Origin of the sequence: Ralstonia sp. NFACC01, from assembly GCF_900115545.1 — a bacterium.
In the GTDB taxonomy this organism is placed as follows: domain Bacteria; phylum Pseudomonadota; class Gammaproteobacteria; order Burkholderiales; family Burkholderiaceae; genus Ralstonia; species Ralstonia mojiangensis.
In genome coordinates this window covers 139,832-165,657 of sequence record NZ_FOWV01000002.1, presented here as the reverse complement: position 1 = coordinate 165,657, position 25,826 = coordinate 139,832, and the positions used below count along the sequence as shown (strand labels likewise).

The 25,826-nt window shown below is 64.9% G+C and carries 24 protein-coding genes; 9 read left to right on the top strand and 15 right to left on the bottom strand.

All coding sequences use genetic code 11. From position 1 onward, the window contains the following. The first annotated feature begins 12 nt into the window (after positions 1 to 12). Together BM136_RS05430 and BM136_RS05425 are read left to right on the top strand one after the other, a co-directional pair. Complete coding sequence (locus BM136_RS05430; protein WP_092970900.1) at positions 13 to 369, top strand: RidA family protein; 357 nt, start codon at positions 13 to 15, stop codon at positions 367 to 369. Positions 370 to 382: 13 nt separating this feature from the next. Next, positions 383 to 1,636, top strand: a complete 1,254-nt coding sequence (locus BM136_RS05425) for an NAD(P)/FAD-dependent oxidoreductase (protein WP_092970899.1) — start codon at positions 383 to 385, stop codon at positions 1,634 to 1,636. Here the strand turns inward: BM136_RS05425 and BM136_RS05420 are convergent. From BM136_RS05420 to BM136_RS05400, 5 genes are read right to left on the bottom strand one after another with little or no spacing between them, the layout of a single operon-like run. Beyond that, the gene (locus tag BM136_RS05420) at positions 1,633 to 3,114 is read right to left on the bottom strand and encodes an NAD-dependent succinate-semialdehyde dehydrogenase (protein ID WP_092971330.1); all 1,482 of its coding nucleotides are present in this window, start codon (positions 3,112 to 3,114) and stop codon (positions 1,633 to 1,635) included. The two genes, BM136_RS05425 and BM136_RS05420, sit on opposite strands and share 4 nt — an antisense overlap. 20 nt (positions 3,115 to 3,134) lie before the next feature. Next, a complete protein-coding gene (locus BM136_RS05415) occupies positions 3,135 to 4,220 on the bottom strand; it encodes a tartrate dehydrogenase (protein ID WP_092970898.1) in 1,086 nt (361 codons plus the stop codon). Between the two features lie 29 nt (positions 4,221 to 4,249). Further along, the gene (gene hpaI, locus BM136_RS05410; RefSeq protein WP_092970897.1) at positions 4,250 to 5,053 is read right to left on the bottom strand and encodes a 4-hydroxy-2-oxoheptanedioate aldolase; all 804 of its coding nucleotides are present in this window, start codon (positions 5,051 to 5,053) and stop codon (positions 4,250 to 4,252) included. Then, positions 5,022 to 6,359, bottom strand: coding sequence for an MFS transporter (locus BM136_RS05405; RefSeq protein ID WP_092970896.1), 1,338 nt, complete (start codon positions 6,357 to 6,359; stop codon positions 5,022 to 5,024). The genes hpaI and BM136_RS05405 overlap by 32 nt, the downstream gene beginning before the upstream one ends. A 50-nt stretch (positions 6,360 to 6,409) precedes the next feature. Beyond that, positions 6,410 to 7,957 carry a UxaA family hydrolase gene (locus BM136_RS05400; RefSeq protein WP_092970895.1) on the bottom strand — a complete coding sequence of 516 codons (1,548 nt, stop codon included), beginning with the start codon at positions 7,955 to 7,957 and terminating at the stop codon, positions 6,410 to 6,412. Positions 7,958 to 8,119: 162 nt separating this feature from the next. Here BM136_RS05400 and BM136_RS05395 point away from each other — a divergent pair, with 162 nt between their 5' ends. Continuing rightward, entirely contained in the window at positions 8,120 to 9,172 is a 1,053-nt protein-coding gene (locus BM136_RS05395) for a LacI family DNA-binding transcriptional regulator (RefSeq protein WP_092970894.1), read from the top strand. Positions 9,173 to 9,175: 3 nt separating this feature from the next. Here BM136_RS05395 and BM136_RS05390 read toward each other — a convergent pair whose 3' ends face one another. From BM136_RS05390 to BM136_RS05360, 7 genes are all read right to left on the bottom strand, one after another. Beyond that, positions 9,176 to 10,654 (bottom strand): M81 family metallopeptidase, encoded by a 1,479-nt coding sequence (locus BM136_RS05390; protein ID WP_092970893.1) that lies wholly within the window; start codon positions 10,652 to 10,654, stop codon positions 9,176 to 9,178. Positions 10,655 to 10,673: 19 nt separating this feature from the next. Continuing rightward, complete coding sequence (locus BM136_RS05385; protein WP_092970892.1) at positions 10,674 to 11,927, bottom strand: Zn-dependent hydrolase; 1,254 nt, start codon at positions 11,925 to 11,927, stop codon at positions 10,674 to 10,676. Between the two features lie 11 nt (positions 11,928 to 11,938). Continuing rightward, positions 11,939 to 12,652 carry an ABC transporter ATP-binding protein gene (locus BM136_RS05380; RefSeq protein WP_092970891.1) on the bottom strand — a complete coding sequence of 238 codons (714 nt, stop codon included), beginning with the start codon at positions 12,650 to 12,652 and terminating at the stop codon, positions 11,939 to 11,941. Further along, complete coding sequence (locus BM136_RS05375) at positions 12,649 to 13,419, bottom strand: ABC transporter ATP-binding protein (RefSeq protein ID WP_092970890.1); 771 nt, start codon at positions 13,417 to 13,419, stop codon at positions 12,649 to 12,651. Before BM136_RS05375 ends, BM136_RS05380 begins: the two co-directional genes overlap by 4 nt. After that, a complete protein-coding gene (locus BM136_RS05370) occupies positions 13,416 to 14,384 on the bottom strand; it encodes a branched-chain amino acid ABC transporter permease (protein ID WP_092970889.1) in 969 nt (322 codons plus the stop codon). Before BM136_RS05370 ends, BM136_RS05375 begins: the two co-directional genes overlap by 4 nt. Then, complete coding sequence (locus tag BM136_RS05365) at positions 14,384 to 15,241, bottom strand: branched-chain amino acid ABC transporter permease (RefSeq protein ID WP_092970888.1); 858 nt, start codon at positions 15,239 to 15,241, stop codon at positions 14,384 to 14,386. The genes BM136_RS05370 and BM136_RS05365 overlap by 1 nt, the downstream gene beginning before the upstream one ends. A gap of 80 nt (positions 15,242 to 15,321) precedes the next feature. Beyond that, positions 15,322 to 16,521 (bottom strand): ABC transporter substrate-binding protein, encoded by a 1,200-nt coding sequence (locus BM136_RS05360; RefSeq protein WP_092970887.1) that lies wholly within the window; start codon positions 16,519 to 16,521, stop codon positions 15,322 to 15,324. Between the two features lie 353 nt (positions 16,522 to 16,874). Here BM136_RS05360 and BM136_RS05355 point away from each other — a divergent pair, with 353 nt between their 5' ends. Further along, on the top strand, positions 16,875 to 17,714 hold the full coding sequence (locus BM136_RS05355) for a FadR/GntR family transcriptional regulator (protein ID WP_092970886.1): 840 nt from the start codon (positions 16,875 to 16,877) through the stop codon (positions 17,712 to 17,714). Positions 17,715 to 17,718: 4 nt separating this feature from the next. On the opposite strand, the gene cynS is transcribed toward BM136_RS05355, so the two are convergent. Both cynS and BM136_RS05345 read right to left on the bottom strand, forming a co-directional pair. Beyond that, on the bottom strand, positions 17,719 to 18,162 hold the full coding sequence (gene cynS / locus BM136_RS05350; protein WP_092970885.1) for a cyanase: 444 nt from the start codon (positions 18,160 to 18,162) through the stop codon (positions 17,719 to 17,721). 137 nt (positions 18,163 to 18,299) lie between these two features. After that, on the bottom strand, positions 18,300 to 19,379 hold the full coding sequence (locus BM136_RS05345) for a porin (protein ID WP_092970884.1): 1,080 nt from the start codon (positions 19,377 to 19,379) through the stop codon (positions 18,300 to 18,302). Positions 19,380 to 19,574: 195 nt separating this feature from the next. Between BM136_RS05345 and BM136_RS25665 the strand changes: the two genes are divergently transcribed. The 5 genes from BM136_RS25665 (at position 19,575) to BM136_RS05320 (ending at position 24,741) form a co-directional block, all read left to right on the top strand. Then, positions 19,575 to 19,820: a carbohydrate porin gene (locus BM136_RS25665; protein ID WP_092970883.1), complete on the top strand. Its 246-nt coding sequence runs from the start codon at positions 19,575 to 19,577 to the stop codon at positions 19,818 to 19,820. Between the two features lie 30 nt (positions 19,821 to 19,850). Beyond that, on the top strand, positions 19,851 to 20,861 hold the full coding sequence (xylF, locus tag BM136_RS05335) for a D-xylose ABC transporter substrate-binding protein (protein ID WP_092970882.1): 1,011 nt from the start codon (positions 19,851 to 19,853) through the stop codon (positions 20,859 to 20,861). Positions 20,862 to 20,903: 42 nt separating this feature from the next. Next, entirely contained in the window at positions 20,904 to 22,451 is a 1,548-nt protein-coding gene (locus BM136_RS05330; RefSeq protein WP_092970881.1) for a xylose ABC transporter ATP-binding protein, read from the top strand. A 6-nt stretch (positions 22,452 to 22,457) separates the two neighbouring features. Continuing rightward, positions 22,458 to 23,660, top strand: a complete 1,203-nt coding sequence (locus tag BM136_RS05325; RefSeq protein WP_092970880.1) for a sugar ABC transporter permease — start codon at positions 22,458 to 22,460, stop codon at positions 23,658 to 23,660. A gap of 154 nt (positions 23,661 to 23,814) precedes the next feature. Continuing rightward, positions 23,815 to 24,741 (top strand): NAD-dependent epimerase/dehydratase family protein, encoded by a 927-nt coding sequence (locus tag BM136_RS05320; RefSeq protein WP_092971329.1) that lies wholly within the window; start codon positions 23,815 to 23,817, stop codon positions 24,739 to 24,741. Positions 24,742 to 24,768: 27 nt separating this feature from the next. Here the strand turns inward: BM136_RS05320 and BM136_RS05315 are convergent, their stop codons facing one another. Next, entirely contained in the window at positions 24,769 to 25,812 is a 1,044-nt protein-coding gene (locus BM136_RS05315) for a LacI family DNA-binding transcriptional regulator (RefSeq protein ID WP_092970879.1), read from the bottom strand. Positions 25,813 to 25,826 lie beyond the last annotated feature (14 nt).

Sequence of the window (25,826 nt, the reverse complement as noted above, 5' to 3'; positions counted from 1 at the left end):
GACCTCCTCGACATGACCGATATCCAACGCCTCCACACCAACGCCCGCATGAGCCAGATCGTGATCGCCAATGGCATCGTGCATCTGGCCGGGCAAGTGCCCGACGTCGACTTCAAGTCGGTGACGGAGCAGACCAACAACATCCTCGAGCGCATCGATACCCTGCTGGCCGAAGCGGGCGTGGACAAGACGCGACTGATTTCCGCCAACATCTGGCTGACCGACGCCAAATACTTTGCCGAGCTGAACGCCGCCTGGGAAGCCTGGGTGCCGGCCGGCCACGCGCCTACGCGCGCCTGCGTGCAGTCGGGCCTGATGCGCCCGGGCATTGACGTCGAGATCGCCGTCACGGCATTGGCCAAGCCTTAAGGAGCGGCTCGCCATGCGCTTTGACACCCTTGTGCTGGGCGCCGGCATTGTCGGCGTATCGGTAGCGGTGCATCTGCAGCAACGCGGGCGCGCCGTCGCCCTTGTGGACCGCCGTGCGCCGGGCTTTGAGACGTCGTTCGGCAATGCCGGGCTGATCCAGCGTGAGGGTGTGTATCCGTATGCGTTCCCGCGCGACCTGTCGACGCTGTTGCGTTATGCGAGCAATACGTCGGCCGACGTGCATCACCACCCCGGCGATCTGCTCCGGCTGCTGCCGTTTCTGTGGCAGTACTGGCGCAACTCGGAGCCGACGCGGCACGCGGCGATTGCACGTGCGTATGCACCGCTCATCGCGCACAGCGTGAGCGAGCATCGCGCGCTGGCAGAAGCGGCCGGTGCCACAGGGCTGATCCGCCCCAGTGGCTGGATCAAGGTCTTCCGCAACGCCGCCACGCAGGACAAGGAAACGCGCAACGTGGAACGCTGGCAACGCGAGTACGGCGTCGCCTTTGAAGCGCTCGACCCGGCGCGCCTGCGCAGCGTTGAACCGCATCTGGACACATCGCTGCTGGGCGGCCTGCGCTACACGGAAGCGGATTCCGTGAGCGACCCAAACGCGCTGGTCACGGCCTACGCAAAGTATTTCGAGCAACTCGGCGGCCGCCTGTTTGAGGCTGATGCCAACACGCTCACGCCCAACGCACCGTGGCTGCTGCAAACCAAAGTAGGCGAGCTGCGCGCCGACAACGTCGTCATCGCCATGGGCCCCTGGGCGGACGTCATCACCTCACGCCTGGGCTACAGCCTGCCGCTGGCCGTCAAGCGCGGATACCACATGCACTACGCGCCTGCGCAAGGTGCGCAGTTGAACCATCCCGTGCTTGATGCCGACGGCGGGTATGTGCTGGCGCCAATGGCGCGGGGCATCCGCCTGACCACCGGCGCGGAACTCGCGCACCGCGATGCACCCAAGACGCCCGTGCAACTCAACGCCGTCGAGCCCGTCGCCCGCAAGCTCTTTCCACTGGCAGAACGGGTGGATGCGGAACCGTGGATGGGCGCTCGCCCCTGCACGCCCGACATGCTGCCGATCATCGGGCCGGCGCCCCACCATCCAAGCCTGTGGTTCGCGTTCGGCCATGCACACCACGGCCTGACGCTGGGGCCGATTACTGGGCGATTAATTGCGGAAATGATGGCGGGCGAGACACCCACCGTGGATGTTCGCCCGTTCCGTGCACAACGCTTCTGGGATTCAGCGCGCTAGTTCAACCCGCCCTGGCACAGATACTTGATCGACAGATAGTCGTCAAGCCCGTACTTGGAGCCCTCACGGCCGTAGCCCGACTCCTTCACGCCGCCAAAGGGCGCCGCCTCGCTGGCAAGCGCGCCTTCGTTGATGCCGACAATGCCCGCTTCCAGCGCGCGTGATACCCGCTCGATGCGGCGGATGTCCTGCGTGTAGAAGTACGACGCGAGGCCGAACGGCGTGTCGTTGGCGGCCAGCACGGCTTCGGCTTCATCGACAAAACGGAACAGCGGCGCAACGGGGCCGAACGTTTCTTCGCCACACAGGGCCATGCCACTGTTGGCGTCGGCCAGCACGGTGGGCGCATAGAAGTGTTCGCCAACTTCCGGCAAGCGCTTGCCACCGGCCAGCACGCGCGCACCGTTGGCGACGGCGTCCTGCACGTGGCGTTCGATCTTGTCGACGGCGCGAGCGTTGATCATCGGGCCGATCTGCGCATCCGGATCGGTGGCGGGTGCGACTTTCAGCGCGGAAACCCGCTCGGCCAGCATGGCGCCAAAGCGCTCATACACGCCGGCCTGCACATAGACGCGATTCGGGCACACGCACGTCTGGCCGCCGTTGCGGAACTTGGCCGCCAGCAAACCCGTGATGGCCGCATCGAGGTCCGCGTCGTCAAACACGATGAACGGCGCGTTGCCGCCCAGCTCCAGCGACAGCTTCTTCAGCGTGCCCGCCGACTCGCGCGCCAGATACTTGCCTACCGGCGTCGAGCCCGTGAAGGTGATCTTGCGCACGCGGCTGTCGTGCAGCCAATCGGCTACGGCCTCGATACCCCGATCACGCGAGGCGGAAATCATGTTCAGCACGCCGGGGGGCAGCCCTGCTTCCTGCGCGAGCTGCGCCAGTGCCAGCGCCGTGAGCGGCGTGTCTTCCGCCGGCTTAGCGACCACGGTGCAGCCCGCTGCCAGGGCCGGCGCGATCTTGCGCGCAATCATCGCCAGCGGGAAATTCCACGGTGTGATGGCCGCCACGATACCCACGGGCTCCTTGACGGCGCTCATGCGCTTGCCGCGCTGCTGTTGCGGGATCAGATCGCCGTAGATGCGCGTGGCCTCATCGGCAAACCACGCGACGTACGAGGCGCCGTACATGACCTCGCCGCGCCCTTCGGCAAACGGCTTGCCCTGCTCCAGCGAAATCAGCCGCCCCAGCGCATCGGCATTGGCAACGATGGCCGCGTGCCAGCGGCGCAGGACGGCCGCGCGCTCGGCCGGCAGCGTGTCGCGCCACGCGGGAAAGGCGCGCGCGGCCGCGTCGGTGGCGGCGCGCGCATCAGCGGCGCTGCTGTCGGGCACGTTGGCGATGAGGCTGCCGGTGGCGGGGTCCGTCACGGCAAAGCGCGCGCCGTCGGTGCCGGCAACCCACTGGCCGTCGATCAGGTTGTCGGTGCGCACGAGCCCCGCCTGGCGGAGTTGGTCGAAGCTGAAAGCCATCGTCGAGTCCTTCAAGCCGTTCAACCGAGGTGCGCGGCAATCGCCTCGCCCACCTGCGTGGTGTTGGCGGTGCCGCCCAGGTCTGGCGTGCGGGGGCCTTCCTTCAACACGGTCTCGATGGCCGCGACAATGGCGTCGTGCGCCGCACGGCCTTCGCCCTGGCTTTCGGTCAGGAAGTCCAGCATCAGCGCCGCCGACCAGATCATCGCAATTGGGTTGGCGATGTTCTTGCCGTAGATGTCCGGCGCCGAGCCGTGCACCGGCTCGAACAGCGAAGGGAAGGTGCGATCCGGGTTCAGGTTGGCGGAAGGCGCCAGGCCAATCGTGCCCGTCGTCGCGGGGCCAAGATCGGACAGGATGTCGCCGAACAGGTTGGTGGCGGCCACCACATCGAAACGGCCCGGCTGCAGCACGAAGCGCGCGGTCAGGATGTCGATGTGCTGCTTGTCGAGCGTGACGTCGGGATAGTTTTGCGCGACTTCCTCAGCGCGCTTGTCCCACCACGGCATGCTGATGGCGATGCCGTTGCTCTTGGTGGCAAGCGTCACGTGTTTTCGCTCACGGCTTTGTGCGAGGTCGAAGGCGAACTTGAGCAGCCGCTCAGCGCCCTTGCGCGAGTAGACCGATTCCTGGATGACGATCTCGCGGTCGGTGCCTTCGTACATGATGCCGCCGAGCGACGTGTATTCGCCCTCGGTGTTCTCGCGCACGACGTAGTAATCGATGTCGCCGGGCTTGCGGTTGGCGAGCGGGCACGGCACGCCTTCGAACAAACGCACCGGGCGCAGGTTGATGTATTGATCAAACTCGCGGCGGAACTTGAGCAGCGAGCCCCACAGCGAGACGTGATCGGGCACCGTGGCCGGCCAGCCGACCGCGCCGAACAGGATGGCGTCCATGCCCTGCAGTTGCTGCTTCCAGTCATCCGGCATCATCGCGCCGTGCTGCTGGTAGTAGTCACAGCTGGCCCAGTCGATGTGCTGCTTTTCGAGGCTGATGCCGAAGCGGCGCGCGGCGGCTTCGAGCACGCGCAGGCCTTCGGGCATCACTTCGCGGCCGATGCCGTCGCCGGGGATCACGGCGATCCGGTAGGTCTTGCGGGTCATGTCAGATCCGGTAGAAAGAGGAAGAAGAATCAGGCACCTTGCGGCGCGATGAACTCACGGGCGAGCTTGCGGGCGCCGTTGGCGAACATCAGGATATCAACGCCGGTGGCCACGAAGGTGCAGCCCAGCTCCAGATAGTGACGTGCCAGCGCCGCATCGGATGTCAACGTGCCGGCGGCCTTGCCCGACGCAACAATCGTGCGCACGGCCTTGTCGATGGCAGCCTGCACATCCGGGTGGCCTGTATTGCCACGGTGGCCCATCGACGCTGCCAGATCCGCCGGGCCGATAAACACGCCGTTCACGCCATCCACATCGCAGATGGCTTCAAGGTTTTGCAGCGCGGTAACGGTCTCCGCCTGGACGAGCAGGCAGGCTTCGTCATCGGCAGTCTGCAGGTAATCGGTGCGGGCGCTCCAGCGCGATGCGCGGCCCACTGCACTGCCCACGCCGCGAATGCCGTGCGGGGGATAGCGCACCGCGCGCACCAGCTCGCGCGCCTCTTCCGCCGTGTCGACCATCGGCACGAGCAGCGTGCGCGCGCCAATGTCGAGCAGGCGCTTGATGAGCGACGGATCGCCGTTGTACGGGCGCACGATGGGCTCGGCGCGGTACGGCGCCACGGCCTGCAGTTGCGCGAGGATCGTGCGCACGTCGTTCGGGGCGTGCTCGCTGTCGATCAGCAGCCAGTCGAAGCCAGCGGTGGCGCTCACCTCCGCCAGGTACGGATCGCTCATCGCCAGCCAGAAGCCGATCTGGCGTTGCCTGGCGGCCAGTGCTGCCTTGAAACTGTTCGGGCGCTCAAGCGCGGGCGTTTGCATTGCGTTGGTCATGCGAATGGAGTGTTTCAGAAGTGGGCTCGAAGCTGATGGGTTCCACCTTGCCGAGCAAGAAGAGGTAATTCAGGATCGCCAGGCCGATGAGCGCGGCGGAAAACACCAGCGCCGGAATGAACGAGCCCGTGGCGCCCACGATGGCGCCGGTGATGATCGGGCCAATCACGCCGCCCATGTTCGACACGCTGTTCTGCAGGCCCGCGACCATCGACACGTTGTTGCCCGGTGCCACGTCCGCCGGCAGCGCCCACACCTGCGACGCCGCCACGGTCGTGCCCGACTTGGCGATGCACAGCAGGATGACCGCCACCACCGCGGATTGTGCAAACGCCGCGAGCCCGATGCTCGACGCCATCACCAGCCCGATCACCAGGAAGAGCTTGCGCGTGGCCGTGAGCGAAAGCTTGCCCGATGCATACACGCGGTCTGACGCCCAGCCTGCAAACACCTCCACGAACATCGACACGAACAGCGGTAGCGACGCCATGAAGCCCATCTCCATCAGGCCCATGCCGCGCTCCTTGACGAGGTACGTCGGCAGCCACGTGATGAAGAAGTACGAGTTGTAGTTGATCATGAAGAAGCCGATGCACATCGCCCAGATGTTCCGGTGCGTGAGCAGCTTCGTCCAGGGCACCTTGGGTTCATCCTTGCGGGCTGGCGGCAGGCCGCGTTGGATGTGGGCAAGCTCGGCGGCGTTCACGCCCCGGTGCGCTTCGGGCGTTTCCTTGAACACCGCCCACCACACCACTGCCCACACGATGCCGAGCGCGCCCGTCACCGCAAAGGTGATCTTCCAATCGAACGTCACGAGCAGCCACGCGATGAGCGGCAAGGCGACAGCGCTACCCAGCTTGGAGCCGCTATCGAAAATGGCGGCCACCGTGGCGCGTTCCTGCTTGGGGAACCAGCGCCCCGTAATGCCCGCGCTGCTGGGGTACGCACCTGCCTCACCGATGCCCAACGCCACACGCAAGCCCACCAGCGACTTGAAGCCGTTTGCCAGGCCCGTCAACGCCGTCGCAACGGACCACCACAGCACCGCAAACCCGAGCACCTTCTTCTGCCCGAAACGATCGGCCAGAATGCCGGCCGGCAACTGCAGCAGCGCATACGACCAGAAGAACGCCGACATGACGACGCCCATTTCGACGGCGCTCAGCTGGAATTCTTTCTGGATGTGCGGCGCGGCGGCCGACAGCACGGTACGGTCGATGTAGTTGATGGCAATCGCCGCCCACATGAGGCCGGCGACGACCCAGCGCACTTTCGAGCGCGGGCCACCCTGTGACGTGTCCTGCATGGTTTGTCTCCTGTTTTGTAATAGGTGATGCGTGCCTTCGAGTCGAGGCGCTAACTCACGATGCCCATGTGCCAGGGCACGAATTCATGGTCGCCAAGACCAAGCAACTCACTCTTGGTGCGCTCGCCCGAAGCGGTGCGCAGGATGTGCTCGAAGATATCCTGGCCCATTTCATCCACCGAACGTTCGCCGTCGAGAATGCGGCCGCAGTTGATGTCCATGTCTTCTTCAAGCCGGCGGAACATGGGCGTGTTGCTGGCGAGCTTGATCGTCGGTGCGGGCTTGGAGCCGAACATCGAGCCGCGCCCCGTGGTGAAGCAGATCAGATTGGCGCCGCTGGCAATCTGGCCCGTCACGGCAACGGGGTCGTAGCCGGGGGAATCCATGAAGACGAAGCCGGCGCGGTCGATGGGCTCGGCGTATTCGTACACGGCCTGCAGCGGCGTGGTGCCGCCCTTCATGGCCGAGCCGAGTGATTTTTCGAAGATGTTGGCCAGACCGCCCTGCTGGTTTCCGGGCCCAACCACGCCGTTGAACTGGCCGTTGTGGCCGCGCGTGTAGTTCTCCCACCACGCGAGCCGATCGAGCAGCTTCTGGCCGACTTCCGGCGACACCGCACGGCGCGTGAGCATGGTTTCCACGCCGTGGATCTCCGGCGTTTCAGACAGGATGGCCGTGCCGCCGTGGCGCACCAGCAAATCCATTGCCGCACCGAGCGCCGGGTTGGCGGTAATGCCCGAGAAACCATCGGAGCCGCCGCACTCCAGGCCGATCTTGATATGGCTGGCCGATACCGGACGGCGAACGATGTCATTGGCCGCGGGCAGCATCTTCTGGATGGCGGCGATGCCAGCCTCGATGGTGGCGCGCGTGCCGCCGGTGTCCTGCATCACGAGCGTGTGCATCAGCTTGCCGGTTTCCAGCCCTTGGCTCGCCATCAAATCCGCCACCTGGTTACGCTCGCAGCCCAGGCCGACGATCAGCACACCCGCCAGGTTCGGATGCCGCGCATAGCCCGCCAACGTGCGGCGCAGCACATCGAAATGCTCGGATGGCGACGACATCCCGCAACCGCTCGTCTGCGCAAATGCCACCACGCCATCCACATTGGGAAACGGCGCCAGGCGCTCCGGCGTGAACCACGCCGCAATGTTCTTGATGACGGTGGACGAGCAGTTGACCGACGCGAGGATGCCGATGAAGTTGCGCGTGGCCACACGGCCGTCGGGGCGAACGATGCCATTGAACGTTGCGCGCTGCGCCTCCGGGATGTAATCGACCGGGCGCACATCCAGGCCGAAACCCGGGTCGCGCGCATAGTCGATCAGCTCCACGTTGTGCGTATGAACGTGCTCGCCCGCTTCGATATCGCGCGCTGCCCGGCCAATGATCGTGTCGTACTTGCGGATGGCTTGGCCCTGCGCGATCCGCCGCGCGGCGATCTTGTGGCCGGCCGGCACCTGCGCGCGCAGGCGCACCGCGATGCCGTTGATCGACAGGTTCGCCCCCAGCGACAGCCCTTCGCGCGCAATCAGCACGTTGTCTGCCGCGTTCAGCTGAATCAGCGGCCCCGCGTACGTTGGGGTTGCCTGCAACATCCTTTGCTCCTCCGGGCTGCCTTCTGGTGCAGCCGCCGTCTATCGCCAGTTTTATGTTACCGGTTTATGTAACCGGTAACATTGGCGCAATCGTAGTCGGGTTTTGCGATAATTGCTAGCCCCTTCGTTCCCCTGTGTTTCCCTAATCGGCCTCTCGATCACGTGACCAAGACCCCCGCCGTGTCCCTCTTAGAAACCGCGCCTGCCGCCGCACGCCGTGCGCGCAAGAACACCGGGCGCGTCACATTGAGCGACCTTGCCAAGCTTGTGGGCGTGACCAAGGTGACGGTGTCACGCGCGCTGAACACGCCGGAGCTGGTATCGAGCGACACGCTGGAACGCGTGCGCGCAGCGGTGCGGCAGACGGGCTATACGCCGGACCTGGTGGCCGGATCACTGGCGTCCAACCGCAGCCGGTTGATCGTCGCGCTCATCCCCACGATTGCGGGCAGCGTGTTCCAGGAAACGGTTGCCGCACTCACCACGGAACTCGCGGCGGCGGGCTATCAATTGCTGATCGGTCAGAGCGGCTATGACGAATCACGCGAAGATGCGCTGCTCGATGCCATCGTCGGACGGCGCCCTGCGGGCATCGTGCTGACCGGCGTGGTGCATTCGGCCAGCGTACGGCAAAAGCTGCTGGCCGCCGGCGTGCCGGTGGTGGAAACGTGGGACATCACGCGCAACCCGCTGGACATGCTCGTGGGCTTCTCACACCAGAAGGTGGGGCAAGCGGCGGCGCGCTATCTGAAGCAGCGCGGCGCAAAGCACCCCGCCGTCGTCACGCCGAGCGACCGCCGCGCACAGGCACGCGCGCAAGCCTTCGTGAAGGCGTTCGGCCCGGATATCGACATTCCCGTGATTGCCGCTGAATCCCCCGCCAACCTGGGCGATGGCCGGCGTGCGTTGGGCGAATTGCTCGCGCAGCATCCGGACACCGACGCCATCTTCTGCGGCGCCGACATCCTCGCGCTCGGGGTGCTGATGGAAGCGGAACATCGCGGCGTTGCCGTGCCCGGGCAACTCCGCGTGGTCGGCTACGGCGACCAGGTGTTCGCCAAGGACACCACGCCTGCGCTTACGACAATCCGCATCGACGGCACGGGCATCGGCAAGCTGGCGGCAACGTTGCTGATCGATCGCATCGAACACGGCGATGAAGAACGCCGCACGGTCGACGTGGGCTTCACACTCGTTGAGCGCGACAGCGCGTAGCGTTCACGCAGACGCCGCTTCCGCATCGAGCGGAAACACGGGCCGCTGCACCTTCGCAAACGGAAAGCGCGCGTAGTCCGAACTCGTCACGCCGCCGCCATCGCACTCCACCACGGCTTTTGCGATGGGCACGAACACGGGACGGCAATACATGCGCGACTTCAGCAGCACGAAGCGCGCGGCATGCGGGTCCACGCCGATGTGCGTGAAGATGCCGAGGTCCCAATGCTCCTGCGGCGTCTCGGTGACGACCACCTGCGCCGCGCCAATGTCCAGCAGCGCCGTGCGCCCCATGCGGATGCGCTGCCCGGTGTAGGTCGGCCCCGTGATCGTGTATTCACCGTCGCTGATGGCGACGACCTTACCCGTCAGCGCACGCGGCACCGGGTAGATGCCCAGCTGCGCAAGCGGCACCTTGTCGCCCACGGGCAGCGTGACGGTGGCGCCAACGCCGGCCTCGATCATTGCGGTGACGGCCTCGGGGTCGCACACCGGCCCGACGGCGATGCCGCTCAAGCCTTGCTTCAACGCTTCGTGCAAGACGTGCATGTCATCGCACGTGCCGCCGGACATGCAGTTGTCGCCGTGGTCGAGCAGCAGCACCGGGCCGCTGCCCGGAGCGTCTGCCAACTTGGCCGCGCGCGCGATCGATTCGGTCAGCGGTTCAGAGCGGTAGACGAACCCTTCGCGGTCGGCCCAGATGGCATCGGCAATGCGTTGCGCCGCAGCGTCCGCAGCGTGCTTGTCGCCGTTGCCAACCACCACGATGGAAAAGCACGGCGCAGCAATGTCCGCCAGCCCGAACCCGGCCAGGATCGACACGGCCAGCATGCCGTCCTTCTCCGCCTGCTTGGCCAACCCCAGGGCGCGGTGCATCGCGCCTTCATCGGTGCGGCTGCGCAGCGTGTGCGTGACCAGCGGCAAGCGGCGCCACGCGAGCACGGGGCGCGCACGGCCGGCCAGCTTGTCGAACAGCAAGCGGCCGGCGTGCTCGCCGGTTTCGTACATGTCGACGTGCGGATACGTCTTGAAGCTGACTGCGATGTCGGCCAGGTCGATGAACTTCTGCGTGAGATTGCCGTGCAGATCCAGCGCGACGGCAATCGGCACGTCGGGCACCACCGCACGCAGGCGTTCGAGCAGATCGCCTTCGCCGTCGTCGCTGTTCTCCGCGACCATCGCGCCGTGCAGGTCAAGCAAGAGCGCATCGCACCCCGGCGCAGCCGCGACGATGGCGTCGCACAACGTGGTGTACGCCTCGGCAGCGACGCGTCCGCTGGGGTTGGCCCCGGCAACGACGGGCACGACGATTTCCGCGCCCGCCGCCTCTGCCAGTTCGATGAACGCACCGGCCGCCGTGCGCGTGCCCTTGGCGGCGCGGTACGCGTCAGCACCGTAGTGCGGATGGAACGATGCCAGCGGCGTCGGCACCGGCGAGAACGTATTCGTCTCGTGATTGAAGCGAGCGATCAGGATGCGCATGGGCGGTCGGGGGATGGTGTCAAACGCGGCCGGCGGCCTGCAGCATCGCGTGCAGCAGCACGTTGCAGCCGGCCTCCAGATGTTCGGGGCGGGCGTCTTCGATCTCGTTGTGGCTGATGCCGTCCTTGCACGGCACGAAGATCATCGCCGTGGGGGCCACACGCGCAAGGTAGACCGCGTCATGGCCTGCGCCGCTGATCACGTCCATCTCCGACAATCCGAGTTGGCGCGCACCCCTGCGCACCGCATTCACCAGCGCGGCGTCAAACGGCTGCGGCGGGAAGTAGACGACCTGGCGCAATGCGATGTCGATGCCGCTGCGTGTGCGCAACTCCGCCACCGCCTCATGCAGTGCCGCATCCATGTCGGACAACACCGCGTCGTCGGCCGCGCGGAAGTCGATCGTCATCGATACCTGGCCCGGAATCACGTTGCGCGAATCCGGATGCACGCTCAGACAGCCCACCGTGGCGCGCGCATGCGGTGGGCGCTCCAGCGCGATGCGGTTGGCAATGCCGACCAGCTCCGCCGCGGGCAGCAACGCATCGCGGCGCAGCTCCATCGGCGTGGGCCCGGCGTGCGCTTCCATGCCGGTCAAGACCACGTCGTACCAGCGCTGGCCGAGTGCGCCCGTCACCACGCCGATGGTCGTGGCGTGCGCCTCCAGCACCGGCCCTTGTTCGATATGCGCTTCGAAGTAGGCGCCCACGGCTCGGCCGCCAACAGGCTCACTCCCCGCGTAGCCGATACTGCGCAGCGCCTCGCCCACGGCCACGCCGTCGCGGTCCTGCGCGGCCAGCACGGCGTCCAGCGCAAACTCGCCGATGAACGCGCCGGAGCCCATCATCACCGGCACGAAGCGCGAACCTTCTTCGTTGGTCCACACGGCCACTTCGATGGGCGCGTCCGTTTCGATGCCCGCATCGTTGAGCGCGCGCACGACCTCGATGCCCGCGAACACGCCGTAGTTGCCGTCGAACTTGCCGCCGGTCGGCTGCGTGTCGATGTGGCTGCCGGTCATGACGGGCGGCAGCGCGTTGTTGCGTCCCGGCCGGCGCGCGAAGAGGTTGCCGATGGCGTCCACACGCACGGTGCAGCCCGCGGCTTCGGCCTGTGCAACGAAGAAATCGCGGCCTTGCCGGTCGAGATCGGTCAGTGCGAGGCGCCGCACGCCGCCCTTGGGCGTGGCGCCGATACGCGCCTGCTGCATGAGCGTGTCCCACAGGCGTGCGCCGTTGATGCGCAAAGTGGTATCGAGTTGGGTGGTCGTCATGATGTGTACGTTTAAGCGGCCAGGCCGACGCCAAGGTAGCGGTCCTTGATGGCGTCGTCGGCGCGGAAGGCTTCGTTGGTGCCGGTGTAGACCACGCGGCCCTGTTCGATGATCACGTGGCGATCGGCGAGCTGCGTGCAGACTTCGAGGTTCTGTTCGACGAGCAGGATGGATACGCCCGCCTGCTTGATGACCTTCAGCTGCGCGACGATCTCTTCGACGATGACGGGCGCCAGGCCCTCCACCGGCTCGTCCAACATCAGCAGGCGCGGGTGGTTCATCAGCGCGCGGCCAATGGCCAGCATCTGCTGTTCGCCACCGGAGAGGTTGGCGCCACCATTGCGCCGCCGCTCGTGCAGGCGCGGGAAGATGCGGTAGATGTCGGCCAGCTGCCACGGAGAATCGCGCCGCGCGCCGAGCTTCAGGTTCTCTTCCACCGTCAGCAGCTTGAAGATGCCGCGATGCTCGGGCACGAGGCACAAACCCTGCGCGGCAATGCGATGCGCCGGCTGGCCGGCAATGTCCCTCCCGCCAAAGCGCACATGTCCGCGCGGCGCCACCACGCCGGCGACCGCCTTGAGCGTGGTCGACTTGCCCGCGCCATTGCGGCCGAGCAGTGTCACCAGTTCGCCCTCGCCCACCGATAGCGCCACGCCCTGCAGCACGTGGCTCTTGCCGTAATAGCCGTGGAGGTCTGCAACGTCGAGAATCGCCGTTGTCGTCATTTCTTGCCTCCCGTGATCATGTTGCCGAGATATGCGGCACGCACGCGCGGGTCCGCTCGTACGGCGTCGGGCGTGCCTTCCATCAGCACCTTGCCCTGTTGCATGACGGTGATCGTGTCGGAGATGTCCATCACGATGTCCATGTTGTGCTCGATCAGCACGACGGTATGGTCTTGCGCCAAACCGCGAATGAGCGCCTTCATAGCGGGCAAATCGTCTACGCCCATGCCGGAGGTGGGTTCGTCGAGGAAGATCGCGCGCGGGTTGGCGGCCAGTGCCATGCCGACCTCCAGCCGGCGTTGCTGGCCATGCGAGAGTGCGGCGGCCGGCGTATCGGCCAGGCGCGGCAATTCAAGCCGATCAAGCACGCGGTCGACCGTATCGGTGCACGCCAGATCCCCCTGCGGCAGGCGCCAGCCGTGCATGGCACGACGCGGCGTGGTACCGAGTGCGGCGAGGCGCAGGTTCTCGCGCACGGACAAGCTCGGGAACAGGCTCGTCACCTGGAACGAACGCGCAATGCCGCGCTGCACGCGCTGGAAGTCGGCCTCGCGCGTCACGTCGTGGCCATCGAAGACGATGGTGCCGCTGGTGATCATGCGCGTGCCCGTGAGCATGTGGAACAGCGTGGTCTTGCCCGCGCCGTTCGGGCCGATGACGGAGTGCACCGTGCCGGGCATCACACGCAAATCGACCCCACCCAGTGCGGTGAACTTGCCGTATTGCTTGACGATGCCGGTGGCTTGCAGGATGGGCGTGGTGGTCATGCGCGTTCCTCCCGCACCGCCGGTGCATTACGCGTTGCACGCACGCGTTGCCACAGCTTCTGCCCGAGCCCGAACAGCCCGCGCTGCATGAACAGGCTCACCGCAATCAGCAGGAAGCCGAGCAACATCAGCCAGCGCGGCCACAGGCTGGAGAGCCAGTCCGACAGCAGCACGTAGAACGCCGCACCCAGCACTGAGGCAAACACGTTGCCCGTGCCGCCGATGACGGTCATCACCAGGATCATCTCGCTGACGTGGTAGTCGATATTGGCCAGCGGCGCGATGCCCGTGAGCATGGCGTGCAGTGCACCGGCCAGCCCGGTCACCGCGCCCGAGATGACGAACGCCAGCAGCTTGAACGCGCGCACGTTGTAGCCGACAGCAAGCGCACGTTCTTCGTTGTCGCGAATCGCCAGCAGCGTGCGGCCGAATACCGATTCCGTCACGCGCTGCACCAGGAAGAACACAACAAGGAACAGCACCGCCACGAACGCGTAGAACGCCCAGGGTGAGCCCGCAAACGCCGGGCGCGGAATGTCGAGCAGGCCGTTATCCCCGCCCGTGAGTGACGGCGTGGTGTAGGCCAGGAAATAGAACATCTGAGAGAAGGCCAGCGTGAGCATGACGAAGTAGGTGCCGCGCTGGCGGATGGCAAACCAGCCGACCACCGCCGCCACGACCGCACCCACCACCACGGCCAGAACAAGCGCCACGGGCATCGGCAGTGCAAGTTGCGTGAGGCCGATGCCCACCGCATAACTGCCCAGCCCGAAGAAGATGCCCTGCCCGAACGACAGCAGCCCCGTGTAGCCGAGCAGCAGGTTGCAGGCCATGACGGCCATCGCATAGACGAGCACTTCGGTGGCCAATGTGCCTGACGTCAGCACCAGCGGCAGCAACAGCGTCACGCTCAGCGCCAGCCACCAGAAGCGGTAGCGCGCGAGTCCATGGAATGCGGCTTGCATCATCCCCTCCCCAGCAGGCCATGCGGGCGCAGCAGCAGCACGGCTGCCATCGCCACGTAGATCATCAACCGCGCGCCCTCGGGCCACAGCGTGCTCATCAGGCTCTGCACGATGCCCACCAGCAGGCCGCCGACCAGCGCCCCCGCGAAGCTGCCCATGCCACCCACCACCACCACAACGAAGGCAACGCCGAGGGCCTCCACGCCCATGAAGGGCTCCGCGCCACGAATGGGCGCCGCCAGCACACCGGCCACCGCCGCCGTAGCCGCGCCCAGCGCGAACATCAGACTGAACAGGCGGAACACGTTGATACCGAGCAGCGACACCATCTCGGTCGATTCGCTACCTGCGCGCACCGCACTGCCCAGCCGCGTGCCTTCCAGCAGCCACCACAGCCCGAGCGCCAGCACGGCGGTAAAACCGATCACGAAGAGGCGGTACTTCGGATAGACGAAATCGCCCCACATCACAACGCCCTGCAGCGCATCGGGCGCCGGCACATCCACGCCCAGCGGCCCCCACGCCACAATGATCAGTTCCTGCACCACCAGCGCCAGCCCCACGGTGATGACGATGTGGAACTCGTGCGCCTGCGCATACACATGGCGCAGCAGCACCTTCTCCGTCACCCAGGCAAGCGCGCCGATGACGATGGGCGCGAGCACAAGCGCCAGCCAGAAATTCATGCCCATCTGCAGGGCCTGAAAGCAGAGATACGCACCCAGCGCATAGAACGCGCCGTGGGCGAAATTGACGAAGCGCAACAGCCCGAAGATGATCGACAGCCCCACCGCCAGCAGGAAGTAGAGCATGCCGATCCCCACGCCGTTGACGACCTGGAGCAGGTAGACGTTCATTGCGTTGACCGAAATGGCACTCAGGAAGACAGGCGCCCGTGCTTCAGCAACTGAAGCCGGGCGAGAGGCAGATCAGACCCTCAGGCCAGCTTGCACTGCGTCTGTTCAATCGGCAGGAACGCCTTGCCGACGGCAACCACTTCAGCGAAGTCGTCCTTGTCCTTCATGCGGCTCTTGGGCTTGCCCTTGAGCAGGTAGTAGTTCTTGAGCACTTGGTGGTCGGCCGCGCGAATCTCTTCCGGGCCCGTCAGGCCGTCATACTTCATGCCCTGCAGCGCGGCGATCACAGCCTTCGGATCGGCGCTGCCAGCCTTGGCCATCGCGTCGAGCAAGATCTTCGTGCAGGTGTACGAGCCTGCAAGGCTGTAGTTCGGGTTGGATTTGAACGCGGCCTGCGTGCGTTTCACCAGATCGCGGTTCGCAGGCGTATCGACGTCGTGCCAGTACTGCGCACCGAAGTACACGCCGTCGCACAGGTCGGCGCCCAGCGATTCGAACTGCTCCAGGCCCGATGCCCACGCCACCAGGATCGTCGTGTTCTTCTTCATGCCGAAGCTCACCGCCTGGCGCAGCGTGTCGGAAGATTGCGAGCCGAAGTTCAGGATCAGCAGCACGTCCGGCTTGGCGGCCATCGCGTTGGTCAGGTAGCCGCTGAATTCCTTCTCGGTGAGCGCGTGATAGCTGTTGCCCACATGCTCGATGCCCTTTTCCTTGAAGATGTTCTTGGCAGCTGACAACAGCCCATCGCCAAAGACGTATTGCGGCGTGATGGTGTACCAGCGCTTGGCTTTGGGCATCGATTCGATCAGCGGGCGCACGGTGCGCTCGATGGCGCCGTACGTGGGCACCGACCAGCGGAAGGTCGCGCGGTTGCAGTCCTTGCCGGTGATTTCATCGGCGCCCGCGGTCGTGATGAACACGCCGCCGAACTTCTCCGCCTCCTTGCCCATCGCCAGCGACTCCGACGACAGGATGCCGCCCGCGAAGTAGCGCGCGTTCTTCTGCTGCGCGAGTTCCTGCACCTTGCGCACAGCGGTGGCCGGCTTGCCCTCGGTGTCGAGCACGCTGTACGCCAGCGGGCGGCCGAGCACCTTGCCGTATTGCTCCACAGCCAGCTTCATGCCCAGGTCGGCGAACTTGCCGTTGGCAGCAAACGGACCAGACATCGGCACCGGGCAGCCCAGTTCGATGGCATCCGCCGCCAACGCAAGGCGGGCCTGCAGCAGCGACGCGGGCACGGCGGACAGCGCCGCCAGTTTGAGCAAGTCTCGACGATTCAAAGCGCACTCCTTGGGGTTCGTGTATGGGACACAACAAGCGCCTGGAGCCACCTGGGGCGGCTTCCTCCTAGCCTGACCGGCGAGGTTTTCGCCGACGGTAGCGTCGAGCAAGAACCAGACCAGTTTCTTATATTTGTTATGATAAATAGGCGAAATCATCATAGAAGCCGCGTCCACGCCGCGTCAACGACGAAGAGGTCGGTGTTTACGCCAAGGTGTGCGTGATGAAGATGCCGGGTGACGATGCGGGAATGCGGTGCGTGCGCACGATCGAAGGGCATGCATGCACCACGCCGGACAGCCGGGTGACACACCCCTGAAGTTAGAATGCGCGCAACAAGGAACGGACATCCATGGCCACACTCGGACCAGGCAAGACGGCGTCGATCGGCATCCGCAAGCAGAAGCGCGCCGACCTCGTGGCCGAAGAACTCAAGCGGCTGATCACGCAGCGCAACCTCAAGCCCGGCGACAAGCTCCCGCAGGAGATCAAGCTCCAGGAGACCTTCGGTGTGAGCAAAGGCACCATCCGCGAGGCGCTGAAATCATTGGAGGTGCAGGGTCTGGTGAGTGTGAGCACGGGGCCCGCCGGCGGCGGCACCATCGTCGAGGTCCCGTTGGACCGCACGTTCCAGCTCATGCAGAACTATCTGTTCTTCAAAGACATCGGGATTGCAGACGTGTACACCGTGCGTCGGCTGCTGGAGCCGGAGCTTGCCGCCGGTGCGGTGCCGCATCTGACCGAAGACGACTTCCGCGCGCTCGAGCACACCATCGATCTGTGCGACCCGGCTTCTGCCAAGGCCGCCGCACCGCTCGATCAGCGACAGGAAGACCTGAGCTTTCACGACATTCTGGCTGCGGCCAATCCCAACCCGATGTTGCGGTTCTGCTGCGAGCTGATCAACGAAATGATTCGGCAGCTTGTGGTGTTCGGCAATGAAACCTCACCGAAGGACCACGCCAAGTTCGGCGCGTCCAACGTCAAGTTCCACCGGCAGATTCTGGATGCAGCGCGCGCGCGCGACGCCGAGACTGTACGCGAACTCATGAGCACGCACATGGAAGATTGCACGCATCACGTCACGCGCATGAAGGGCCGCGTGCACGGCCGTCTTGTGCTCGACTCCGAGATGCCGCGCCGCAATCGACCGCAGCTGGACGACCACGACGACAGCGGCCACAGCGCGTGACGGCTCAGTAGGTCTTGTAGGGCAAAAACTTCCCGCTCATGACGATGCGAACGCGATCGCCCTTGGGATCGGGCTCGCGCGTGAGATCCATGTTGAAGTCGATCGCGCTCATGATGCCGTCGCCAAACTCTTCGTGGATCAGCGCCTTGAAGGTCGTGCCGTACACGCTGATGAGTTCATAGAAGCGATAGATCAACGGATCCGTTGGCACCGCTGTGGGCAGCGACCCCTTGTACGGCGTCACCTGCAACAGCGCGATGGCCTCTTCGGGCAGATCCAGCGCTGTGCCAATGGCCTTTGCCTGCGCTTCGGTCAGCGTCATCTGGCCGAGCAACGCGGCGGTGCTCCATTCCTTGCTGTGGCCGATGACCTCGGCCAATTGCGTCCACGTCAGTTTCTTTTTGATTTTCTGCAGGACGATCAGATCAGTTACGTCTTCGCGTTGCATGGCGGCTCCCTGGGTTGAGTGAGAAAACAGCACGCGACATGAGCAAGGTCGATGCCAACCCGGGAACGCCGCCCCTTGAAGGGTTGCGCAATGACGGCCATGCCGCCATCGCGCTTCGGACGTCGACGCGAAGCGCGTCAGAACCAGTGCATGATCCCGGTGTACACGCCTTGCTGGCCAGAACCCGGGGCCGGCTTGCCGCCACCCGCCTCAACCGAGAAGGACGCATTGCTGCCGTTCATCACGGTACCGATGGTGCCGTACAGCAACGTGCGCTTCGAGAAGTAGTAGTTGGCGCCCACCGTCAGCAGCGTGCCGTTTCCGCCGCCCTGGTTGCGGTTCGCCCTGTATGCACCGCCGATCAGCGTCAAAGCCGGGGTGACCTGATAGTTGGCCCCCAACCAGTAGGTTTGCTGGTGGGTCGCGCCGCTCGGGTTGTCCGCGTCCGCAACAGTAGCGCCGCCCGACTGGATACGGCTGTAGCCACCGAACAGCTTGAGGTCGCCGATCTGATACGTGCCACCTGCCGTGAACAAGCGGGAAGCGGTATAGAGGTTGGTGAACTCGCCGTTGGTGTCGCGAATTTCTTCGTAGAAGGCCTTAAGCATCAGCGGGCCATTCTGGTAGGCCATGGCGCCGGCAAGCTGCCTGCCAGCGTTGAAGTGCCCCGCCGTTCCGTTCAGGCCGGCTTGCGCGCGGAACGAGAAGCCACCCCAGGTCGGCGAGTTATAGGTGATCGCCTTTTGACGTGAGCCCCAGGTACGGTTGGCCTGCAGCGTCTCGGCGCCCATATTCTGCAGGCCCATCGGGTCAATCGACCATGTCTCGCCATCGGGAATGCCCATGGCCCGGCCGAGCAACAGCGTGCCGTATGTGGTGCTCGACAGCCCCACGACAGCGAAACGATTGAACAGCGCATCCGATGAACCCGAGCCGGAATTGAAGCCGTTCTCGAGGTTCATCACAGCAGACAGCCCGCCACCCAGATCCTCAGAACCCTTGAGGCCCCACATGCTGGTCCCCCACTGGTTGCCGCCGTACTGCAGGTTGCTGGCGGTGCCGTTCGCCGTCGCAATCTTGTTCGTGTAGTCGATGCCGCCGCCGACGCGGCCATACAGCGTGACACTGCTCTGAGCGGCAGCCATGCCGCTAGTGGCTGCCAGCAGGGCTGCAGCGGCCGCGATGGCAATTCGCTGGGATGGGTTCTTGATACGCATAGCTTTCGTCTCCTCAATTTGGCGTTGTCTTTGTTCGTTCGAGCCGAGTCTCTTGGCGGGCCCGGACAGGAGAATGAGGAGAATTGACAGCGCTGTCAATGTAGGGAGTTGCCCTAGTTTTTTGCCAAGGCACGTCACTGCAAGGCGCCGGAGACGATCGCGTGTGATGGCTCGGACCTAGGGCAAATCCCGAGATTGACAGCGCTGTCAATTTTGACCATTCTGCAGTCCCAACCGGCCCGTGAACCGGATGCCGGTGCCGGCCAAAACGCCCTTGCGCGTGATGGCGACGAACCTCCATGTGCGCGAGCCGTCCTGCGGCTAGCCACAGAGCCGTCGATGTACTTCCGTCCTAATCTGCAGTACATCTTGCATCCGGACGGCACCAGCCAGAACAAGAACGCGTTCGTAATCGGGCTGACAGCCGGCATAGCGTTCTGAACGACAACATCAATGAAGAAGGAGACATTCATGCTTTCCCGCGTACTGAACACCATTGCCGCCGCCGCGGTCCTCACCTTCGCAGCCACTTCGGCCCACGCCAGCAAGGAAGCACCGGTCATCGGCTTCTCGATCGACGACCTGCGCGTGGAGCGCTGGACGCACGACCGCGACTACTTCGTCGAATCGGCCAAGAAGCTGGGCGCGACCGTCAACGTGCAGTCGGCCAACGCCAACGAAGCCAAGCAGATCGCCCAGATCGAAAACCTGATCGCCCAGAACGTCGACGTGCTCGTGATCGTGCCGTTCAACTCCAAGGTGCTGGGCAACGCCATTGCCAGCGCCAAGAAGAAAGGCATCAAGGTGGTGTCGTATGACCGCCTGATCCTGAACGCCGACATCGACGGCTACGTGACCTTCGACAACGTGAAGGTGGGCGAGCTGCAGGCGCAGGGCGTGGTCAAGCTCGCACCGAAGGGCAATTACTTCCTGCTGGGCGGCGCCGCCACCGACAACAACGCACGCCTGCTGCGCGAAGGCCAGATGAAGGTGCTCAAGCCGTACGTCGACAAGGGCGACATCAAGATCGTCGGCGAGCAGTGGACGCCGGAGTGGGACCCCTCCAAGGCGCAGAACATTGTTGAGAACGCGCTGACCGCGAACAACAACAACATCCAGGGCATCGTTGCCTCCAACGACGGCACGGCCGGCGGCGCGATCCAGGCGCTGGCACGGCAGAAGCTGGCGGGCAAGGTGCCGGTGTCGGGCCAGGACGCTGACTTGGCCGCCGTGAAGCGCGTGGCAGAAGGCACGCAGGCCATGACGGTGTACAAGCCGATCAAGCAGATCGCCGCCACCGCCGCCGAGATGGCCGTCGACCTCGTGAAGGGCACGGCGCCGAAGTTCAACACCAAGCTGAACAACGGCAAGAAGGATGTCGACACCGTGTTGCTGACCCCGACGCTGCTGACCAAGGACAACCTGGACAGCACCGTCGTCAAGGATGGCTTCTATACGCATCAGCAGATCTTCGGCAAGTAAGCCGCCGATGCAGTGGTCAGTCGTAGTCAGTAGGAGAACGCCATGAGCAGTAACGGCACCCTGTTCGAGATGCGCAACATCGTGAAGTCGTTCTCCGGTGTGCGCGCGCTCGACGGCGTCAGCCTGGCAGTGAAGCCGGGCGAGTGCGTCGGTTTGTGCGGGGAGAACGGCGCCGGGAAATCGACCCTCATGAAGGTGCTATCGGGGGTCTACCCCTACGGCACCTTCGAAGGCGAGATCCTGTGGGAAGGTGAGCCGCTGCACGCGCATTCCGTGCGTGACAGCGAGCGCGCCGGCATCGTCATCATCCATCAGGAGCTGATGCTGGTGCAGCAGCTCTCCGTGACGGAGAACATCTTCCTCGGCAACGAGATCACCAAGCCGGGGGGCCGCATGGACTACGACGCCATGCACGCCAAAGCGGAAGAACTGCTCGCCCGCCTGCGCCTGACCGACGTGAACGTGGCCGCCCCCGTAATGAACTACGGCAGCGGCCACCAGCAGCTTTTCGAGATTGCCAAGGCGCTCGCCAAGAACGCGCGCCTGCTGATCCTGGACGAACCGACCTCGTCGCTGTCCGCCAAGGAAATCGAGGTGCTGCTGTCCATCATCGACGACCTCAAGCGCAGCGGCGTGGCGTGCGTCTACATCTCGCACAAGCTCGATGAGGTCAAGCGCGTGTGCGACACGGTCACCGTCATCCGCGACGGCAAGCACATCGGCACGCGCCCCGCCGCCGACATGACCATCGACAACATCATCACGATGATGGTCGGCCGCGAAATGACGTCGCTGTTCCCGAAGGTGGAGCACACGGTGGGCGAAGTGGTGATGGAAGCCCGCAACGTCACTTGCTGGGATGTCACCAACCCCAACCGCAAACGCACAGACGGCGTGAGTTTTGCCGTGCGCCGCGGCGAGATCCTCGGCGTGGCGGGCCTCGTCGGCGCGGGGCGCACGGAAATGGTGTCTGCGCTGTTCGGCGCGTACCCCGGCCGCTCCAGCGCCGAGATCCTCATGGAAGGCAAGCCCGTCAAGGTCGGCTCACCGGCGGATGCAATCGCCGCCGGCATCTGCCTCGTACCGGAAGACCGCAAGCGTCACGGCATCGTCCCGCTGATGGCCGTGGGCGAGAACATCACGCTCGCCACGCTGGCGCAATACGCGCGCGGCTTGCGTGTCGACAAGGGCGCCGAACTCACCACCGTCGACCGCGAAATCAAGCGCCTGCGCATCAAGACCGCCAGCCCGGCGCTGGCGATTGCGAGCCTCTCCGGCGGCAACCAGCAGAAGGCCGTGGTCACGAAGATGGTGCTGGCGATGCCGAAGGTGCTGATCCTCGACGAACCGACGCGCGGTGTCGACGTCGGCTCCAAATACGACATCTACAAGATGATTGCCGACCTGGCCGCCAGCGGCGTCGCCATCATCATGGTCTCGTCCGAGATGCCGGAAATCCTGGGCATGAGCGATCGTGTCCTGGTCATGGGCGAAGGTCAGCTGCGCGGCGACTTCGTCAACCAAGGCCTCACCCAGGAGCGCATCCTGGCTGCTGCAATCAACGCTGAACCCGGCCGCCAAGCGGCCTGAATTGCCATGTCCAATATCCTGCAATCCCAACTCGCCCGCCAAAACGGCGGCAATGGCGGCCCGCGTCTGGATGGTCGCGCCATCCAGCAACTGTTCGTGCGCTACAAGGTGCTGGCGCTGCTGCTCGCCGTCGCACTCATCTGGATCTTCTTCTACTTCCAGACCAACGGCACGTTCCTCAAGCCCAACAGCATCTCCAACCTGTTCCTGCAGATGTCGGTGACTGGCATGCTGGCCTGCGGCATGGTGTTCGTCATCATCGCGGGGGAGATCGATCTTTCGGTCGGTTCGCTGCTTGGCTTGCTGGGCGGGCTGGTCGCCATCCTCACCGTCAACCTCGGGTGGAACACCTGGCTGGCCGTGGGCACGGTGCTCGTGGCGGGCGCGGCCATCGGTGTGGTCAACGGCTTCATCACGACCAAGCTGCGTGTGCCTTCGTTCATCGTTGGCCTGGGCGGCATGCTGGCCTTCCGCGGCCTGCTGCAGTGGAGCACCGACAGCGTGACGATTGCCCCGGTGCCCGATGACCTCGGCAACCTCGCGCAGAGCTTCGTGCCGGCATGGCTGTCGTGGTCGCTGGCTGCTGTCATCGTTATCGGCTCGGTTGTGCTGACCGTGCGCCGACGTCGCGAGCGTGCCCGCCTGTCGCTCTCGCTCACGCCGATTTGGGCTGATGGGCTGAAGCTGCTGGCCATCGCTGCCGCCTCGTTTGGCTTCGTCGCGGTGCTCAACGACGCCAGCGGTGTGCCGCTGCCGGTGCTGATCCTGCTCGTGCTGCTGGCCATCTTCTCGTACGTCGCGACACAAACGGTATTCGGCCGTCACGTCTACGCAGTGGGCGGCAACATGGAAGCCACGCGCCTATCCGGCGTGAACGTCGGTCGCGTCAAGCTGCTGGTGTTCGTGCTGATGGGCCTAATGTGCGCCTTCGCGGGCATCATCACCACCGCACGTTCGGCGGCAGGTTCGCCCTCCGCCGGGGTGGGCGGCGAACTGGATGCCATCTCCGCCTGCTTCATCGGCGGCACGTCGATGCGCGGCGGATCGGGCACGGTGTACGGCGCGCTGATCGGCGCACTTGTCATGGCCAGCCTCGACAACGGCATGCAGCAAATGAACGTCGACGCCTCGTGGCAGATGATCGTCAAGGGCGTGGTGCTGGTGGTCGCGGTGCTGATCGACGTGCTGTCGGGCTCCAATCGCGGCTGACCTCGGCGGCTGACCCGTCGGCAAACGCCACACAACTTCTGGGCCCATCCGGCCCCCTTCCTGATCTGGAACGACACGGCGGCGCGCGATGATGTTGCAGCGCCAGCCGCCGGTCGCGCCTTTCTTTCCTTCATCCCGAACGGACTTCCACATCGTGGCTGACTACCAAACCCCTGCTCGCGTTCTTGTGACCGGCGTAGCTGGCAACCTGGGCCGCAAGGTCGTCGAGGCGCTGGCCTCCGCCCCGTGGTGCACCTCCATCATCGGCGTCGATTGGGTTGCACAGAACCTCGAGTTTTCGCCGCAAGCGGCCCAACGTTTTCAATGGGTCAAGGCCGACCTCACGCAAGCCGATGGCGCATGGACGAATCTGCTGAGCGACGTCGATGCGGTCATTCACTTGGCCGCCATCCACTCCACGCCAGACGCAACCTGGGAGCAAGCGCTGGCCTCCTACGGCATGACGCTCAACGTGCTGCAGGCTGCGGCCACGCACGGTGTGCGCCGCTTCGTGTTTGCCTCGTCCAACCACGCGATGGGCGCATACAAGGATCAACCCCTGGCCGGCACCATCGGCCCCGGCAAACTCACCGCCGAACTACCCCCCGCCCCAGGAACGCGCTGGAATAACGGCACAGAAGACGTCTACTCGCTTGCCTACGGAACGTCCAAGGCCATGGGCGAAAGGCTCTGCAAAGCAGTGGGCGCCGTCTCCGAAGCCAACGGCGGCAAGCTCTCGATCGTGTCGCTGCGCATCGGCTGGGCATTGCCCGACGAAAACGACCCCAACGACATCAACTATTCCGGCACCGCTGACACACCCGTGCCGACCGAACTGCCCGATGAAGCCAGCCGCGTCGCGCTGCGCTGGTTCCGCAACATGTGGCTCTCGAATGGGGATCTGCGCCGGCTGTTCCTGTGCTCCATTACGGCCGACCCGGCGCGCTGGCCAGCACCGGCCATCGTCGTGAATGGCGTGTCGAACAATCGCGGAATGGATTGGGGCCTGGAGACCGGGCGCGAACTGCTGGGGTATGAGCCGCAGGATGATTTGTATGCGTTGATCACGCAACCGGCCTAATCACCACCTAACCGGCGGCCGAACTGCTCAACGCGCCGCCGGCGCACAAGTCGATTCCCGAATCACCAACTCATACTGCAAATTTTCGTGCACCGAATGCGGCTTCAGGCCCGGTAGATGCGGGCGGTGGATCGCAATGAGCTGCTCCACCGCTGCATGCGCCATCGCCTGGATCGGCTGACGCACGGTGGTGAGCGCCGGCCAGAGCTGGCGTGAGAGCGGCGTGTCGTCGTAGCCGCAAATGGAGAGCTCTTCCGGCACCTTGATGCCGCGCGCCTGCGCCACGCGCAGCACGCCGGCAGCCATGTCGTCGTTGCCTGCGAAGATGGCGGTCGGACGGGGCTCGCAGGACAACAACCGTTCAGCACAGGCAACGCCCGACTCGAATGAATGCTCGCCCTGCTCGACCAGTCGTTCGTCGACTTCGATACCGGCCTGCGCCATCGCGTCGCGATAGCCGAATACGCGCTGATACGCCGCGCCGTGGGCGGGATCGCACACCACGAAGCCGATGCGGCGATGCCCGAGCCCGATCAGGTGCAGTGTCATGTCACGCGCGGCAGCGCGGTCTTCGGTATTGACGGACAGCCCTTTGTGCTCGCGATCGGCGGGGGCAAGGCGCACGTAGTCGATGCCAGCTTCATCCAGCGCTGTGATGAGCGACGGCACATCCGACACCGGCGGCGTCAGGATGATGCCGGCCAGTGCACGCTGGCGCGCGCTCTGGATGATCTGCTCGGCGAGGTTCGGATCGCGGTAGTTGCAAGGGGTCAGCAGCAGGCTGTAGTCGAGCGCCTGGCAGGCTTCGAGCGCGCCGTGCTGAATGTTGACGATGTAGTTGTCGGAGGGGTTGTCGTAGACCAGCGCGATGATGTCGGCGCGCTTGCTGGCCAGTCGACGGGCAGCCGGGTTGGGCCGATAGTCGAGCGTCTGCATCGCCTCGACCACCTTCGCGCGCGTCTTCTCGCTGATGTTGGGCTCGTGGTTCAGCACGCGCGAGACGGTCTTGATGGACACGCCCGCATGCGCGGCAACATCATCGACGGTGACAGCTCCTGCGTTGCGCTTCATGGTCTGACGATGGT